The organism is Ornithinibacillus californiensis (genome assembly GCF_001038485.1).
In the GTDB taxonomy this organism is placed as follows: Bacteria; Bacillota; Bacilli; order Bacillales; family Amphibacillaceae; genus Ornithinibacillus; species Ornithinibacillus californiensis.
In genome coordinates this window covers 24,768-41,075 of the sequence record NZ_LDUE01000067.1, presented here as the reverse complement: position 1 = coordinate 41,075, position 16,308 = coordinate 24,768, and the positions used below count along the sequence as shown (strand labels likewise).

Annotated in this window: 16 protein-coding genes; all 16 read left to right on the top strand. The window is 38.9% G+C overall.

Annotation, left to right across the window (positions count from 1 at the left end; translation table 11 throughout):
* The first annotated feature begins 244 nt into the window (after positions 1–244).
* On the top strand, positions 245–811 hold the full coding sequence (gene rnmV / locus TE34_RS18365) for a ribonuclease M5 (RefSeq protein ID WP_047986272.1): 567 nt from the start codon (positions 245–247) through the stop codon (positions 809–811).
* Positions 804–1,685, top strand: coding sequence for a 16S rRNA (adenine(1518)-N(6)/adenine(1519)-N(6))-dimethyltransferase RsmA (gene rsmA / locus TE34_RS18360; RefSeq protein WP_047986271.1), 882 nt, complete (start codon positions 804–806; stop codon positions 1,683–1,685). The genes rnmV and rsmA overlap by 8 nt, the downstream gene beginning before the upstream one ends.
* Positions 1,686–1,804: 119 nt before the next feature.
* Positions 1,805–2,698: a sporulation peptidase YabG gene (yabG, locus tag TE34_RS18355; protein WP_047986270.1), complete on the top strand. Its 894-nt coding sequence runs from the start codon at positions 1,805–1,807 to the stop codon at positions 2,696–2,698.
* Positions 2,699–2,912: 214 nt separating this feature from the next.
* Positions 2,913–3,179, top strand: coding sequence for a biofilm formation stimulator Veg (veg, locus tag TE34_RS18350; protein ID WP_047986269.1), 267 nt, complete (start codon positions 2,913–2,915; stop codon positions 3,177–3,179).
* Between the two features lie 362 nt (positions 3,180–3,541).
* The gene (locus TE34_RS18345; RefSeq protein WP_047986268.1) at positions 3,542–3,889 is read left to right on the top strand and encodes an SCP2 sterol-binding domain-containing protein; all 348 of its coding nucleotides are present in this window, start codon (positions 3,542–3,544) and stop codon (positions 3,887–3,889) included.
* A gap of 105 nt (positions 3,890–3,994) precedes the next feature.
* On the top strand, positions 3,995–4,168 hold the full coding sequence (locus tag TE34_RS18340) for a small, acid-soluble spore protein, alpha/beta type (RefSeq protein ID WP_047986267.1): 174 nt from the start codon (positions 3,995–3,997) through the stop codon (positions 4,166–4,168).
* Positions 4,169–4,561: 393 nt separating this feature from the next.
* Positions 4,562–5,413 carry a 4-(cytidine 5'-diphospho)-2-C-methyl-D-erythritol kinase gene (ispE, locus tag TE34_RS18335; RefSeq protein WP_047986266.1) on the top strand — a complete coding sequence of 284 codons (852 nt, stop codon included), beginning with the start codon at positions 4,562–4,564 and terminating at the stop codon, positions 5,411–5,413.
* Positions 5,414–5,479: 66 nt separating this feature from the next.
* On the top strand, positions 5,480–6,289 hold the full coding sequence (gene purR / locus TE34_RS18330) for a pur operon repressor (protein WP_047986265.1): 810 nt from the start codon (positions 5,480–5,482) through the stop codon (positions 6,287–6,289).
* A 420-nt stretch (positions 6,290–6,709) separates the two neighbouring features.
* Positions 6,710–6,997: a septation regulator SpoVG gene (spoVG, locus tag TE34_RS18325; protein WP_047986264.1), complete on the top strand. Its 288-nt coding sequence runs from the start codon at positions 6,710–6,712 to the stop codon at positions 6,995–6,997.
* 279 nt (positions 6,998–7,276) lie between these two features.
* On the top strand, positions 7,277–8,662 hold the full coding sequence (glmU, locus tag TE34_RS18320; RefSeq protein WP_047986263.1) for a bifunctional UDP-N-acetylglucosamine diphosphorylase/glucosamine-1-phosphate N-acetyltransferase GlmU: 1,386 nt from the start codon (positions 7,277–7,279) through the stop codon (positions 8,660–8,662).
* Positions 8,663–8,677: 15 nt separating this feature from the next.
* Entirely contained in the window at positions 8,678–9,628 is a 951-nt protein-coding gene (locus TE34_RS18315) for a ribose-phosphate diphosphokinase (RefSeq protein ID WP_047986262.1), read from the top strand.
* 130 nt (positions 9,629–9,758) lie between these two features.
* Positions 9,759–10,382 carry a 50S ribosomal protein L25/general stress protein Ctc gene (locus TE34_RS18310; RefSeq protein ID WP_047986261.1) on the top strand — a complete coding sequence of 208 codons (624 nt, stop codon included), beginning with the start codon at positions 9,759–9,761 and terminating at the stop codon, positions 10,380–10,382.
* Between the two features lie 290 nt (positions 10,383–10,672).
* Complete coding sequence (gene pth / locus TE34_RS18305; RefSeq protein ID WP_047986260.1) at positions 10,673–11,233, top strand: aminoacyl-tRNA hydrolase; 561 nt, start codon at positions 10,673–10,675, stop codon at positions 11,231–11,233.
* A 97-nt stretch (positions 11,234–11,330) separates the two neighbouring features.
* Positions 11,331–11,561 (top strand): anti-sigma-F factor Fin family protein, encoded by a 231-nt coding sequence (locus tag TE34_RS18300; protein WP_047986259.1) that lies wholly within the window; start codon positions 11,331–11,333, stop codon positions 11,559–11,561.
* A gap of 413 nt (positions 11,562–11,974) precedes the next feature.
* Positions 11,975–15,493, top strand: a complete 3,519-nt coding sequence (gene mfd, locus TE34_RS18295; RefSeq protein ID WP_047986258.1) for a transcription-repair coupling factor — start codon at positions 11,975–11,977, stop codon at positions 15,491–15,493.
* A gap of 214 nt (positions 15,494–15,707) precedes the next feature.
* Positions 15,708–16,244 carry a stage V sporulation protein T gene (gene spoVT, locus TE34_RS18290; protein WP_047986257.1) on the top strand — a complete coding sequence of 179 codons (537 nt, stop codon included), beginning with the start codon at positions 15,708–15,710 and terminating at the stop codon, positions 16,242–16,244.
* Positions 16,245–16,308 lie beyond the last annotated feature (64 nt).

Genomic DNA, 16,308 nt, shown 5'->3' with positions numbered 1-16,308 from the left:
TTATGTGCTGAAATGAATAATAGAAGGCTGCTAATCACCAAATTGATAAGGTTAATATGCCAAAATGAAGAATAGAAGGCAACCAATCATCAAATTGATAAGGTTAATGGTCCAAAATGAATAATAGAAGACCGCCAAACTTCAATTCGGTAAGAATAACGTTCCAAAATGAACAATAAACCACCACTCACTAACTCACCGGCTATCATAAAGTAATATTCTTGTATAAAGCGAGGAACAATCATTGAAAATAAAAGAAGTAATCGTTGTAGAAGGAAAAGACGACACCGTAAAGATAAAATTAGCAGTTGACGCTGACACAATCGAAACGAACGGATCTGCTATAAATAAAAAAACCCTACAGCAAATTAAACACGCCAAAGAAAAACGCGGAGTCATCATATTTACTGACCCAGATTATCCAGGCGATCGGATTAGACATATTATCGACCAAGCAGTACCAGGCTGCAAACATGCCTTTTTAACGAGAGATAACGCCCGTGCAAAGCATTCTAACAACAAAAGCCTAGGAATAGAGCATGCATCGGTAGAAGCGATTAGAAAGGCGTTAAAAGACGTATATGAAGTAGCGGATGTCGTGCAAACTGATATTACACAAGAAGATTTAATCAATTATCAGCTAATCGGCACATCTAGCGCTAGTAAAAAGCGGGAACGTCTTGGTGAGCTACTGCAAATTGGCCACACGAACGGAAAGCAACTTTTGAAGAGACTAACGATGTTTCAAATTTCAAAAGCACAATTAGAAGAGACGATGCAGAAGATTGAGCAGGAGGACATTCATGGATAAGAAATATATCGCTACACCAATGCGAACAAAAGAAATACTAAAAAAATATCATTTTACATTCAAAAAAAGTCTGGGACAAAATTTTCTAATTGATGCGAATGTGCTCAAAAACATCATTGGTCATGCAGGGATTAATGAGGAATCAGGAACGATTGAAATCGGCCCTGGAATTGGTGCACTAACCGAACAGCTTGCAATTCATTCTGAGAAGGTCGTAGCTTTTGAAATTGACGGACGTCTTTTACCGATTTTGGAGGACACCTTATCGGAATATGACAATATTCGTATTGTCCATGAAGATATATTAAAAGCGAATGTCCATCAAGTTATTGAAGAAAATTTTAAAGATGATCAACCGATACACATTGTTGCCAATCTCCCGTACTATATTACGACTCCAATCTTGATGAAACTATTACGTGAACGGTTGCCTGTTGGTAGCATTACAGTCATGATTCAAAAGGAAGTTGCAGATCGTATGGCAGCAAAGCCGAATACGAAGAGTTATGGTTCGTTGACAATTGCGGTGCAGTATTATACAGAGGCTAAGGTTGTGATGAATGTTCCAAAAACAGTATTCATGCCACAGCCAAATGTAGACTCTAGTATTTTGAAGCTTGTGAACCGAAGTGAGCCACCTGTTCATGTTACGGATGAGGATTACTTTTTCACCATCGTCCAAGCTTGTTTTGCACAAAGAAGAAAAACATTACGCAATAACCTAACTAGTCACTTTAAAGGTGTTTACGATAAAGATGTGATCAATGAACAACTAGAATCGATTGGTATTGATGGCACTAGACGTGGTGAATCATTAGATATGGAAGAATTTAGTATTTTAGCAAATGCATTTTATGAATTACAACATAACTAGCAGGATGTCCTTTTAAAGGGCATCCTTTTTATGTTGTTTTAAAGCACGTATAAGGCGTTTTACTCATAGTCTATAGAGGAGATTGCTTTCATGTCTGATGAAGGCTGTGAGGTGTGTATATGGAACGTAGAGCTATTGGCGAACTAGTAACAAGGATCTCATATCATCATGATTTATTATTTCGGATTTCATCCATTAAGCAGGATAGAGCCATTTTACATGGTGAGGATATTCGTTTAGAAGCAGATGCGCCGTTGAAAGACTTAGTAACCGTAGAAGAAAGGGATCTGGAAAAGCGAAGGAAAAAGGAAAAGGAGCAAGAGGAGTTTTCTTATCGTCTTTTTCGCCAGGATTATCAACTAATGAAAGAGAAGCGAGATTATCAATCAACCGATGGGTATCAATATGCAGATTATTTTCAAATCCCCGCAAAGGTGCTGCATCTTGATGGTGATCCAACATACTTACGAAAATGTATCTCACTCTATCAACGATTAGGCTTGCAAGTTCATGGTGTTCATTTAAACGAGAAAGAGATGCCTTTTCATATAAGCTCGCTTATTGAAAAGATCCAACCTGATATTATTGTAATTACCGGCCATGATGCTTTTTCAAAAAGTAAAGGAACAAAAAACGATATACGAGCATACCGCCATTCGAAGTATTTTGGTGAAACGGTTAGAGAGGCTAGGAAACTAGTGCCTCATCTTGATCAGCTAGTCATTTTTGCAGGAGCCTGCCAATCTCATTTTGAATCATTAATACGTGCGGGAGCTAACTTTGCAAGCTCACCACATCGAATTAATATCCATGCGCTGGATCCAGTATATATTGCCGCAAAAATCGCTTATACGCCGTTTATGGAAAAGGTTAATGTGTGGGATGCATTGCGAAATACGATGACTGGTGAAAAAGGAATGGGTGGCGTAGAAACGAAAGGATTACTTCGAACTGGATTGCCTTATTTAACCGAAGATGATGAGGAATCTAGTGAGTCTACAAATGTGGAATGAATGATGATGAACTCGACTCATCCATCTCATGGGTCGGGTCTTGTTTTAATAAAAGTAAAAAAAAATACATATTATGTCAACATTTTGTAATAATAACCCTTATAAGTAGAATTTAGTTGTTGACAGCAAAAAACGTATCTTGTTATAATATAAGATTTTATTTGACTTTTAAACAAGCATATGTTATAGTTTAACTACAGTGAGGTGGAGTGTATTGGCTAAAACATTAATAGAAATTAAGCAAGGTCTTGAGTGTCAGATTGGCAAGCGATTAACTCTAAAAGCTAACGGTGGCAGAAGGAAAACGATAGAAAGAACCGGAGTACTAGCAGAAACGTATCCCTCTGTATTTATTGTTGAACTTGACCAAGATGAAAATGCTTTCGAACGTGTTTCATACAGCTATGCAGACGTACTAACAGAAACAGTAGAACTAAACTTCAACAGCGACGAACGAACCGCAATGTTCATAGATCAGTAACCATAATGGTTTACTGATCTTTATTTTTTTGTTTATAATTATTTGATAATTATAACTTTTAGCTATTTCTGGTGATTTTGTTGTGTTTATGAAAAAGTGGAAAATTCGTTGTGACCATTAAGCAGCCAGTATACACGGAGACTCCAGCGGGAGGATAGGCATCGGTGAGACCCCGTTGATGCACCTGCGTCTGCAAGTATTGCTACGAAGCAGGCTTCCTCGGTGCAAGGCTACAAAGAAGCATATTCAAGTAGTAGCCTGGCTCACCAGCCGCCCGCGGAAAGCGGAGTGTATTCTGGCTGCGGACTTGGCTTAACAACTATTTTAAGATAAGAAATAAGCTAAATTTTAGGGGGAAGACCATGGACTTACTAGCAAACGGCACAATGGAAGAAATATGGAAAGAAATAGAAGTCAAATTATCAGAGAATCCAAATCCCTATGCAACAATGAAAGCTACATATGAAATTCAGATTACCGACGAAGAGGCTAGCTATCAGTTACGTTTTGAAAATGGCACCTTCTCTATTTTGGCTAGTGAAACAGAAAAACCAGATTGCACACTAAAAATGAAAAACGCTACTTTTAGAAAATTTTTAGCAGGTAATCTAAATAGTATGACCGCATTTATGACTGGAAAACTAAAAGTGGATGGCAATATTGGTTTAGCACTTAAATTAGAATCTGTCTTAAAGGAATACCAGTTTTAGCAATATTTTTCCTTAATTCCCTAGATATAACTCGTTTACGCCCGAGATTAAGGTAAAGACTAAGAATGTCGTAACAAGTGTTAACACGAAAGGGGTTGTTCTTCTTTGGGTAGACGTGGGATTATGTCCGACCAACTGAAAGAAGAAATTGCAAAGGAGTTAGGCTTTTACGACACCGTGCAAAAAGAAGGCTGGGGCGGAATAAAGGCAAGGGATGCCGGGAACATGGTAAAGCGAGCCATTGAAATAGCCGAGCAAAATATGCAGAGCAGATCATAACCGGTCTGCTCTTTTTTTGTTTTTATAAGTGAATTTTTAAAGGGGAACAATATTGGTTCTATCACTTAGCAGTCCGTATACACGTAGACTCCTTGAAAAAGAAAATCGCTTTTTTCTGCGTGCGATGTATCGCTGTCGAAGTCTTCCTTGTCCTGCGGGAGGATAGGCCTAGGTGAGACCCCGCAAGAGCGTTAGCTCTGAGGAGGCTTACCAGCCGCCCGGCGGCAAGGTAGACACTGCGATGGTACTTTCGAGCAGATGTCGCCCCTGTACTGGAAGTGAAAGCGAAGTGTATACGGACTGCGGTCACAAGTACGAGAACTAATATTTCAAGTCGCGTCTGCTTTTAATATGTGTTACAATTTCCATACATGAAAAAAGTAGGTGACGGAGATGACTCACTTTGAGAAAGCGCCTGCGAAAATCAATCTATCTCTTGATGTTTTAAGAAAACGACATGATGGTTATCATGATGTGGAAATGATAATGACGACGGTTGATTTAGCAGACCGAATTGAGTTAAATACCTTAGAGGAAGACAGAGTTGAGGTTTCATTATGGAGTAGATATGTTCCCAATGATGAGAGGAATTTAGCATATAAGGCAGCGATAGCCTTTAAACAGAAATATAATATAACAAAAGGTGTACACATTAAAATCGAAAAGGTTATTCCTGTTTCTGCTGGTTTAGGTGGCGGTAGTACGGATGCAGCAGCAGTTTTACGAGGTCTAAATCAATTGTGGAATATGAATATTCCTCTAGACGAACTTGCAGAACTCGGGTCAACCTTAGGTTCAGATATTCCATTTTGTGTATACGGCTCTACGGGAATTGCAAAAGGATTCGGTGAGATCGTGGAAAAATTACCTTCGCCACCGCCTTTTTGGGTTGTTCTAGCGAAGCCGGATATCGGCGTGTCCACTAGGACTATTTTTCAGCGCGTAAAAATGGATGAAATTGCTCATCCTAATACAAACGCGGTGATTGAGGCTTTGTATGAAAAGGACTTTGACAAGCTTTGTGATAATATCGGTAATTCGTTAGAAGCAATTACCGCCTCACTTCATCCAGAAGTACTGCGAATCAAAGAAAAAATGAGACAAGCTGGTGCAAGTGGTGTGTTAATGAGTGGCAGCGGCCCAACCGTATATGGATTAGTCGAACAGCAAAGTAAGGCACAACGAATATACAACGGGATGAAAGGCTTTTGCCAAGAAGTATATTTGGTCCGTTTAATTGGCTAGTTACTTGATAAACTCGTATGATGGTGGTATGTTTAGATAAAATAATTCGGTTTTTGAGGTGAAAGCATGAAAAGAAGTGGACGGTTAGTTGCATTAACAAACTTTTTTCTAGAAAACCCTAGAGTTCACAAAAACTTACCATCATTTGCGGACAAGTATAATGCAGCAAAGGCCTCCATCAGTGAGGACTTAGATATTATTGATGAGATGTTCCGAGAAGAAGGATTAGGATATTTAAAACGTATTGCAGGTTCTGCTGGCGGTGTTATGTATATTCCGGAGTCATCCATGGAAAAGGGAATGGAATTTGTAGATCAGCTGTGTGAACGTCTTAAGGACCCAAATCGTATTCTTCCTGGTGGCTATTTATATATGAGTGATATTTTAGGTGAACCAAATACAGTACGTGAGATTGGTAGAATCTTCGCATCTAACTTTGCGAAGTTAGATATCGATGTCGTTGTAACTGTTGCTACAAAAGGGATTCCACTCGCATACGCAGTGGCATCGTTCTTAAATGTTCCAGTAATCATTGTGCGGAGAGATCCAAAAGTAACAGAAGGCTCATCGGTAAGTATTAATTACGTTTCCGGTTCGTCCAAAAAAATACAAACCATGGTACTACCAAAGCGTAACCTAGCGGAAGGTTCCAACGTATGTATCATTGACGACTTCATGAAAGCCGGAGGAACCATTAACGGCATCGTTAGCCTACTACAAGAATTCAACGCCAACGTAAAAGCAATCGGCGTACTAGCAGAAGCAGACGACGAAGAAGAAGAACGAGTAGTCAACAACTACACATCACTAGTAAAAATTTCAGATGTAGACATCAAACAAAACTTTATTTCTGTACAACGAGGTAATTTTATTTAATATAAAACTATTTCTGTATGAAATGGATAAAAAAGTATTGAAAAAAATTTACGCTCTGAGTGTCCAGAATACACGTAGACTCCTGCGGGAGGACAGGCCTAGGTAAGACCCCGGTGATGCACCTGCGTCTACTAGCATCGCTACGAAGCAGGCTTCCTCGGTGCAAGGCAGCGAAGAAGTATACTCAAGTAGTAGCCTGGCTTACCAGCCGCCCGCGGAAAGCGAAGTGTATTCTGGACACGGATCCGGCCAGAAAGCTAAGACCTTTTCACTAGAAAAGGTCTTATTTTTTTAATCAAAAAACTATCAAAATTACCTTTTTGTGTAAATTATTAAATTTTTTTCAAATTTAAGAAGGATTTTAGAAATATTTGTAGAATTTAATTAAATAACTCATAAGTACAAAGGTGGTGAATCAGCATGGAAGTAACTGACGTTAGATTACGCCGTGTAAACACGGAAGGTAGAATGCGTGCAATCGCATCTATTACGTTAGATCAGGAATTTGTAGTTCATGATATCCGAGTTATTGACGGAAACAATGGATTATTCGTAGCAATGCCATCTAAACGCACTCCTGATGGTGAATTCAGAGATATCGCACATCCGATAAACTCTAATACAAGAGCTAAGATACAAGATGCAGTATTAGAAGAATATCGCCGTGCAGGTGAAGAAGTAGAATTTGAGGAAGCTGGAGCATCCTAAAAATGAAACCCTTTACAACTAGAGGTCTAATCTAACAAAGATTAGCCTTCTTTTTTTGTGCCTTTCCATCATTTGCCCAGCAATTCAATTTCATAGACTAATTTGTAAATTCCTCCATCCCTCCAAATCCCACTCCGTATCGTACAAAGTCACTAAATTGCCACGCTTTCTTTTGCTTCCAATTGGTTGAAATCAGCCGTTTTTTAGGATATAGTCATAATGGATATTTATAAAGTAACGATAATAAAGAAATTATCTTAAATAGTGGAGGGTATCCTCATGAAAAAACGATATGCTATTATTCTTGCTGCTGGGCAAGGTACGCGAATGAAATCGAAGCTATATAAAGTACTTCATCCTGTATTGGGCAAACCAATGGTACAGCATGTGCTAGAACAGGTAAAGGCTGTTGACTTAGAGGATGTTGTAACGGTTGTTGGTTTTGGTTCGGATCAAGTAAAGGATCTTCTAGGTGACAATACGAAATTTGTACTGCAAGAAGAACAACTCGGTACGGGACACGCAGTTATGCAAGCAGAAGAATTAATGAAGGATAAAAAAGGTACAACAATCGTCGTTTGTGGTGACACCCCATTAATTACGCAGGAAACTTTCGAGAAGCTCTTTGAGCACCATGAGCAAGAAGGGGCTAAAGCTACGATCCTTACAGCTAAGGCACCGAATCCATTTGGATATGGACGCGTGATCCGTAATGACAAGAATGAAGTAGAACGAATTGTAGAACAGAAGGATGCAAGTCCTGAGGAACAATTAGTGGATGAAATTAATACCGGTACGTATTGCTTTGACAACGAAGCATTATTTGAAGCATTAAAAGGTGTTTCCAATAATAATTCACAAGGAGAATATTATCTACCTGACGTCATTGAAATCTTAAAAAACAAGTCAGAAAAAGTTAGTGGTTTTCAAATCCTAAACGTTGATGAGACACTTGGTGTAAATGACCGTGTTGCACTATCACAAGCAGAAAAAGTCATGAAGCTACGTATTAATGAGCAACATATGCGTAACGGTGTAACGATAATGGACCCGGAAAACACGTATATTCACGCAGACGTTGTCATTGAACCGGATGTAGTCATTTACCCTGGTACGACCATTGGTGGCAATTCTATCATCCGTGAAAATGCCATTATTGGACCTAATACAGAAATTCAGAACTGTGAAATCGGTGAAGATTCTGTCGTTAAACAAAGTGTAGCAACGGATAGTAAAATTGGTAAACGAGTTAATATTGGCCCATTTGCTCATATTAGACCAGATGCTAATATCGGTGACGAAGCGAAGGTCGGAAACTTTGTGGAGATTAAAAAAGCCGAGTTAGGCAAAGGAAGTAAAGTATCCCATTTAAGTTACATTGGTGATGCACAAGTTGGAAGCAATGTTAATATCGGTTGTGGTACAATTACAGTGAACTATGATGGTAAAAATAAACACCTAACTACAATTGAAGATGATGCCTTTATTGGCTGTAATTCGAATTTAATTGCTCCAGTAATAATCGGAAAAGGATCCTATGTTGCTGCAGGTTCGACCATCACGAAAGATGTACCTTCTGACGCATTGTCTGTCGCTCGAGCAAGACAATCGAATAAAGAAGGGTATGCGTCTAAACTAAAAAACAGATTACAGGATAAAAATTAACGGAGGGGTCATAACATGTCTCAATACCAGAATTCAAACATAAAAGTATTTTCACTTAATTCGAACCGAAAGCTAGCACAGGAAATTGTCGATCATATTGGAATTTCTCTTGGAAAGTGTACGGTAACAACTTTCAGTGATGGAGAGATACAAATCAACATTGAGGAAAGTGTTCGTGGCTCTGATGTCTATGTTGTACAATCGACAAGTTCACCGGTGAACCAACATCTAATGGAACTATTAATTATGCTTGATGCATTAAAGCGAGCTTCTGCTAAAACAATCAATGTTGTTATGCCGTACTATGGTTATGCTAGACAAGATCGTAAAGCACGTGCTAGAGAACCAATTACCGCAAAACTTGTTGCTGACTTAATTGAAGCAGCAGGGGCAGATCGAGTGATTACACTTGATTTACATGCTCCACAAATTCAAGGGTTCTTTGACGGCCCTATTGACCATTTACAAGGTGTACCATTACTATCTGATTACTTCGAAGCAAAGAATATTGATGATATTATCATCGTCTCTCCTGACCATGGTGGTGTAACGAGAGCTAGAAAAATGGCAGACCGTCTAAAAGCACCAATTGGTATTATTGATAAGAGAAGACCTCGTCCAAATGTTGCAGAGGTTATGAATATTGTTGGTAATATCGAAGGAAAAACAGCAATCTTAATCGATGATATTATCGATACAGCTGGTACCATCACATTAGCTGCCAATGCACTAATTGAAAATGGTGCAAAAGAAGTGTATGCATGCTGTACACATCCTGTATTATCAGGTCCTGCAATTGAACGAATTCAAAACTCAAAAATTAAAGAGTTAGTCATTACGAATTCAATTCCACTACCTGAGGACAAGATGATTGACAAGATTACACAGCTCTCCGTTGCTCCACTTATTGGGGAAGCGATTATCCGTGTACACGAAGAACAGTCTGTTAGTATTTTATTTGATTAATGTTTAATCGAGCTGAATTAAGGGGAACATACTATATTATGTAAGCAGATTTAGATAGACAAGCTATATACGAGAAAGTTGTCTTAAAACTTGGATGATACTAGAGTTTACAATTGGAAGGATGATACGTATGCCAGTAACATTAACTGCAATGAAACGAGAAGATCATGCAAAGTCGGCAACAAAACTACTTAGAAATAGTGGGAAAATCCCAGCAGTTGTCTACGGTAGTGAAAAAGAGTCTAAATCGATTTCAGTAGATAGTATTGAACTACTTAAAACAGTAAGAGATGAAGGTAAAAATGCCATTATCTCTCTACAAGTTCAAGGGGAATCTCCAGTCAATGTCATGTTGCATGATTACCAAACAGATAATATAAAAGATCACATATTACATGCAGACTTTTATATGGTGAATATGACACAAGAAATGGAAACGACAGTACCTGTACGTTTAGTTGGAGAACCTGAAAATGGTGTTGTTCAACAACCTCTATATGAGGTGAACGTACGAGCTACCCCGAATAATTTCCCGAATGAAATAACAGTCGACATCTCGAATAAGAGTATCGGGGATATTATAACAGTAGCTGAGATTGGTAGTACAGGCTCCTATGAAGTGGTTGATGATCCAGAAACAGTTGTGGCTAGCGTCCTAGCACCAAACACAAATGCAGACATGGAAGGTCAACAAGAAACCGGTGAAGAGCCAGAATTCACAGGAGAAGCCCAAACAGACAGAAACGAAGATTAACCAACAACCCAAATTTCAAGAATAAAAACCACAACCCTCCATATAAATCTATTTATAATGGAGGGATTGTTGTATTTGTTTATTGACTTTATTGTATTAAATGTGATTTTGGAGTAGATGCTCTGAGCGGTACGAATACACGGAGACTCCTGCGGGAGGAAAGGCATCGGTGAGACCCCGCAAGAGCGTTAGCTCTGAGGAGGCTCACCAGCCGCCCGCGGAAAGCGGAGTGTATTCGTACCGCGGGTCACGTATATAGCTAACTACATAAAAACAAAGGAAGAAAGAAAATGAAATGTATTGTAGGACTAGGAAACCCGGGGAAGAAATATCAACACACCCGCCATAACATCGGTTTTATGGTAATAGACGAACTAAGCAAACGACACAACTTAGATCTAAATAAAGACAAATTCAAAGGCAACTATGCCCTCGGCACCATTAACAACGAAAAAGTCATACTTCTTGAACCACAAACCTATATGAACCTATCAGGAGAATCTCTTAGACCATTAATGGACTATTACGATGTTGATATAGAAGACGTGGCCGTGATTTACGATGACTTAGACCTACCAACAGGTAAAATAAGACTACGCCAAAAAGGTGGCCATGGCGGCCATAACGGCATTCGCTCCATCATTGACCACCTAGGTACAAAAGACTTTAAACGAGTACGCCTTGGTGTAGGACGTCCAACGAACCCTATTCCAGTAGTAGATTATGTATTAGGAGCTTTTCCAAAAGAAGAGCAGGACTTAGTTCAAGAAAGCATCGAGAAAGCTGCCGATGCCTGCGAACGATGGTTAGAAAAGCCGTTTGTAGAAGTCATGAATGAATTTAATGCATAAAGCAGAAGATAAACAAATTGGACTACATCGTATAAAATATAACTTTTCGGATAAACCTATTAACTAATAAACCGAGTTTATCCGAGGAGGTTTTTCTATGTCCATCGTCTATTCATGTAGACATTGTGGGAAGGAAATCGGCGAAATAAAAGATATTGTTGTCGATACCACGTTACTAGGTTGGAATAAGCTAACAGATGAGGAAAAACGGGAAATGATACAATATAAATCAAATGGTGATGTCGAAATCCAAGCAATATGCGAGAATTGCGAGGAGACACTAGGAACCCATCCCGAATATCATGAATTAGATTATTTCATACAATAGATAAAAAGCTTTGGTTCTAAACCAAGGCGTTTTTTCACTTTTTCTAGACAGGAAGATTAAATTCTTCTTCACTGATTATGAAAACTAACATACTTCGTAAAAATATGGGAATGTATGAGTTTTTCTAATAGATTTTGAATGTATTTTAAAAGATTATTGTTTTTTAAAAGAAATTCGCATTGGGTACACCCGCAGAGCAGCCAGTATACACGTAGACTCCTGCGGGAGAAAAGGCATAGGTGAGACCCCGCAGTGCGCCAGCACGAGGAGGCTTACCAGCCGCCCGCGGAAAGCGAAGTGTATACTGGCTGCGGACTAGGTGTCACATCAAGTTTACGAAGTTAGCGAGAGATTAAAAAATCAATTTAGTATTATATATTGCTTGAAGGGGAAGTCATAATGGGGGTTTTGTTGTGGAAGCGTTTAATCAATATTTAGGATCACAGAAAGACGTTCAAACGATTATAGATGGAATTGACGGTGGCTTGAAAGAACAGCTCGTTGCTGGATTATCAGGATCTGCTAGAAGTATGCTAGTTTCTGCTATTGAGCAGGCTACGGATCGCCCAATTCTATTAGTTACATATCAATTAGTACAAGCGCAGCAGTTATATGATGATTTAACTGCTTTCTTAGATGAGGAATTTGTTCATCTATATCCAGTGAATGAATTAATTGCCTCGGAAATAGCGGTGTCCAGTCCGGAGCTACGAAGTGGAAGAATCGATGCGCTAACGAAATGGTCCAATCAAAAGTCGGGTATTCTAATTGCACCTGTCGCGGCATTAAAACGCATATTACCCCCAGTAGATTATTGGAGTAAGTATCAACTCGTATTTAGAGAAGGGGAAGAAATAGAAATTGATTCCTATCTCAGTGCATTAGTAGATGCAGGATATGAACATGCTTCGATGGTAACAGCCCCAGGTGAATTCAGTAGACGTGGAGGAATTATTGATATTTATCCGGTCACGGAAGCGCATCCAATTCGTATTGAATTATTTGACGAAGAGGTTGACTCCATCCGGTATTTTGATGCGGATTCTCAACGTTCCTTAGACCGATTAAAAGAAGTAACAGTTGGACCAGCAACGGAATTATTACTGACAAATGAAGATATTTTAAGAGGTGCCAATCGATTAGAGGAGAAATTAGCGGCATCTTTGAAAAAATTGAAATCAAACGAAGCGAAGGAATCATTAGTAGAAGTCATTGAAGGCGATATCGAACGCCTTAATAACCTGGAGCATTATCCAGAAATGCATAAATACATTGGGTTTTATTATGATAATCCTGCTAGTCTATTAGATTATTTACCAGCTAATGGCTTAATGATACTAGATGAAATGAGTAGAATTCAGGAGACGGCAACCAATTTAGATCAAGAGGAAGCGGAATGGTATAGTAGCCTATTGGAAGGAAACAAAATGGTGATCGATAGCCGTTTCTCTTTTGATTGGCATTCTGTTTGGGGGCAAATGAATACAACCCGAATCTATATGTCTGTATTCTTACGTCATATTCCGAATACAAGCCCACAAAACATCGTCAATCTTTCATCAAGAGCGATGCAAGATTTCCATGGGCAAATGCACCTGTTTAAAAATGAGTTAAAGCGGTGGCAGAAGGGGGACTTTTCTGTCGTCATTGTTGTCCCAAATAAAAACAGGGCAGAAAAAGTTCATTCTATTTTGGAAGATTATGAAATTGAAGCAGCTCTTGCGGATAACATACAGTTTCCAGTAGAAATACCGACTATTGTTGTTGGTAATATTTCTAGTGGTATTGAACTACCAATGCATAAGCTCGCGATCATAACAGAGAATGAATTATTTAAAAAACGAACGAAACGTACAAGAAAGAAACAAAATATATCGAATGCGGAACGAATTCAAAACTACCAGGAATTAAAAGTTGGCGACTATGTTGTTCATACGAATCACGGGGTCGGTCGGTATTTAGGCATCGAAACCCTAGAGGTACAAGGGAAGCATAAAGACTATATGCTTATTAAATACTCAGGCGATGACAAATTATTTGTACCGATTGAGCAAATTGATTTAGTGAAAAAATATGTTGGTTCAGAAGGAAAGGAACCAAAGTTATATAAATTAGGTGGTAGTGATTGGACAAAGGTCAAACGTAAAGTCCAGAGTTCTGTTGAGGATATTGCCGATGACTTAATCAAGCTTTATGCAGAAAGAGAGTCTCGTAAAGGATTCGCCTTCTCGCCAGAAAGTGATATGCAGCAAGAATTTGAGGCATCGTTCCCTTATCAGGAAACAGAAGACCAACTGCGCTGTATTGAAGAAATTAAACAAGATATGGAAAAAGAACGGCCAATGGACCGCTTGCTTTGTGGAGATGTTGGATATGGCAAGACAGAGGTTGCTATTCGTGCTGCATTTAAAGCAGTAGCAGATGGTAAGCAAGTAGCCATTCTGGTCCCGACGACGATCTTAGCGCAGCAACACTATGAAACCGTACGTGAACGATTCCAAGATTATCCGATTAATATTGGGTTGTTGAGTAGGTTCCGTACAGCGAAGCAGCAAAAAGAAACCATTGATGGATTAAAGCGTGGATTAGTCGATGTCGTTATTGGTACGCATCGTGTGCTATCTAAGGATGTTGAATATCTTGATCTCGGCCTGTTAATTGTCGATGAGGAACAGCGTTTTGGTGTGAAACATAAGGAAAAAATTAAGCAAATGAAGTCTAATGTTGATGTATTAACATTAACTGCTACACCGATACCACGTACCCTTCATATGTCGATGCTAGGAGTCCGTGATCTATCCGTTATTGAAACGCCACCAGAGAATCGTTTCCCGATACAAACGTATGTATTGGAATATAATCCAGTATTAATTCGTGAGGCCATTGAGCGGGAGATGGCTCGAGATGGGCAAGTATTTTTCTTATTTAACCGGGTGGAGAACATTGATAAAATGGCGCGGGATATTGGTATGCTTGTACCAGAAGCTCGTGTCGCATTTGCACATGGTCAGATGAATGAATCAGAGCTAGAGAATGTCATGTTTGGATTTTTAGAAGGAGAATTCGATGTCCTCGTCAGTACGACCATTATCGAGACAGGCGTGGATATTCCGAATGTAAATACGTTAATTGTCTATGATGCAGACCGTATGGGACTAAGTCAGCTCTATCAGTTGCGAGGAAGAGTTGGACGCTCGAATCGGGTTGCTTACGCTTACTTCACGTACAAGAAAGACAAAGTGTTAAATGAAGTTGCTGAAAAACGATTACAGGCGATAAAAGAATTTACGGAATTAGGGTCTGGATTTAAAATTGCCATGCGTGACTTATCGATACGTGGTGCTGGTAACCTGCTTGGAGCACAACAGCATGGATTTATTGATTCTGTTGGATTTGATATGTATAACCAAATGTTAAGTGAAGCAATTGAAGCAAGGAAGCAAGGTAAGGAAATTGAGGAGATTAAACCATTTGACCCAGAGCTTAATCTTTCCATTGACGCCTATATTCCTGATTCGTATATAGAAGATGAACGACAAAAAATCGATATGTATAAACAGTTCCAAACGATCACTTCTAAAGAGGATATTCAAGATTTACAAGATGAACTACTCGATCGTTTTGGTGATTTCCCTACAGAGGTTGAAAATCTCTTTATCGTTTCAGAACTAAGGTGGCTTGCTAAACGGGAACGAGTGGAATCCATTACAGAAAAAAATAATAAGATTGAATTGCTCGTAGCTGAGGAGAGAAGTCAGATCATTGATGGTGCGAAAATATTTGAATTAGCAAATGAATATGGTAGAGATATTATGCTAGGAACAGAGCAAACGAAACTAAAAGTCGTCTACCGGTTCTCTAGAGATACGAAATTCACACGGTATGACACGATAAAAGATTTTATTGGAAAAATGGATAAAATTAATCGGTAAGTACAATAAATGGTATTTCATGTATAGTTCTTCCAAGATGATTTATACTACTAAAACACAACTGGAGTTTACACAAAAAAATAAAGAAAATAAAGTTGTGTAAGTACTTAGGTTACGGTTCTTATGCATCCTAACCAAAAATGAATCACATAATAAGGCTTAGCTTCTAAATTTTGGCACCCAAAAATCATCATAAGAAAGCGAGGCTTCATACATGAAAGCAACAGGAATTGTACGACGGATTGATGATTTAGGTAGAGTAGTCATCCCGAAAGAAATCAGAAGAACGCTACGAATCCGTGAAGGAGACCCACTCGAGATATTTATCGACCGCGAGGGAGAAGTTATCTTAAAGAAATACTCGCCAATTAATGAATTAGGTAACTTCGCAACGGAATACGCGCAAGCTCTGTTCGATTCCCTTCATCACCCAGTTCTCATATGTGACCGTGATGAGATTATTGCAGTAGCTGGTGAATCCAAAAAAGATTATTTAAATAAAAGCATTGGTTCCAAAATAGAAAAGGCAATTGAGAGTAGACTCCAAACCTTGGAAACAGACGTCACCACATTAGAAATACTGCCAGGTAAAGAGGAAGAAGTGAACTCTTACTGTATCAGTACGATTATCGCTAATGGAGATCCTATTGGATGTGTCGTCATGTATGCAAGAGAAGGAGATAAGCTTAGTGAAGTGGAGCAAAAGTCGTTAGAAACAGCAGCAAGCTTTTTAGCAAAGCAAATGGAATAAACGTTAGGGTGAAAATTAGTTCTCTTACACTAATTTTTGCCCTTTTTTTATGGAGTCTAGCTCC

Coding starts and splice junctions, on each gene's coding strand:
- ispE (WP_047986266.1), top strand. CDS start 4,562: ATGACTCACTTTGAGAAAGCGCCTGCGAAAATCAATCTATCTCTTGAT.
- yabG (WP_047986270.1), top strand. CDS start 1,805: ATGGAACGTAGAGCTATTGGCGAACTAGTAACAAGGATCTCATATCAT.
- purR (WP_047986265.1), top strand. CDS start 5,480: ATGAAAAGAAGTGGACGGTTAGTTGCATTAACAAACTTTTTTCTAGAA.
- spoVG (WP_047986264.1), top strand. CDS start 6,710: ATGGAAGTAACTGACGTTAGATTACGCCGTGTAAACACGGAAGGTAGA.
- rsmA (WP_047986271.1), top strand. CDS start 804: ATGGATAAGAAATATATCGCTACACCAATGCGAACAAAAGAAATACTA.
- TE34_RS18310 (WP_047986261.1), top strand. CDS start 9,759: ATGCCAGTAACATTAACTGCAATGAAACGAGAAGATCATGCAAAGTCG.
- pth (WP_047986260.1), top strand. CDS start 10,673: ATGAAATGTATTGTAGGACTAGGAAACCCGGGGAAGAAATATCAACAC.
- TE34_RS18315 (WP_047986262.1), top strand. CDS start 8,678: ATGTCTCAATACCAGAATTCAAACATAAAAGTATTTTCACTTAATTCG.
- spoVT (WP_047986257.1), top strand. CDS start 15,708: ATGAAAGCAACAGGAATTGTACGACGGATTGATGATTTAGGTAGAGTA.
- TE34_RS18345 (WP_047986268.1), top strand. CDS start 3,542: ATGGACTTACTAGCAAACGGCACAATGGAAGAAATATGGAAAGAAATA.
- TE34_RS18300 (WP_047986259.1), top strand. CDS start 11,331: ATGTCCATCGTCTATTCATGTAGACATTGTGGGAAGGAAATCGGCGAA.
- glmU (WP_047986263.1), top strand. CDS start 7,277: ATGAAAAAACGATATGCTATTATTCTTGCTGCTGGGCAAGGTACGCGA.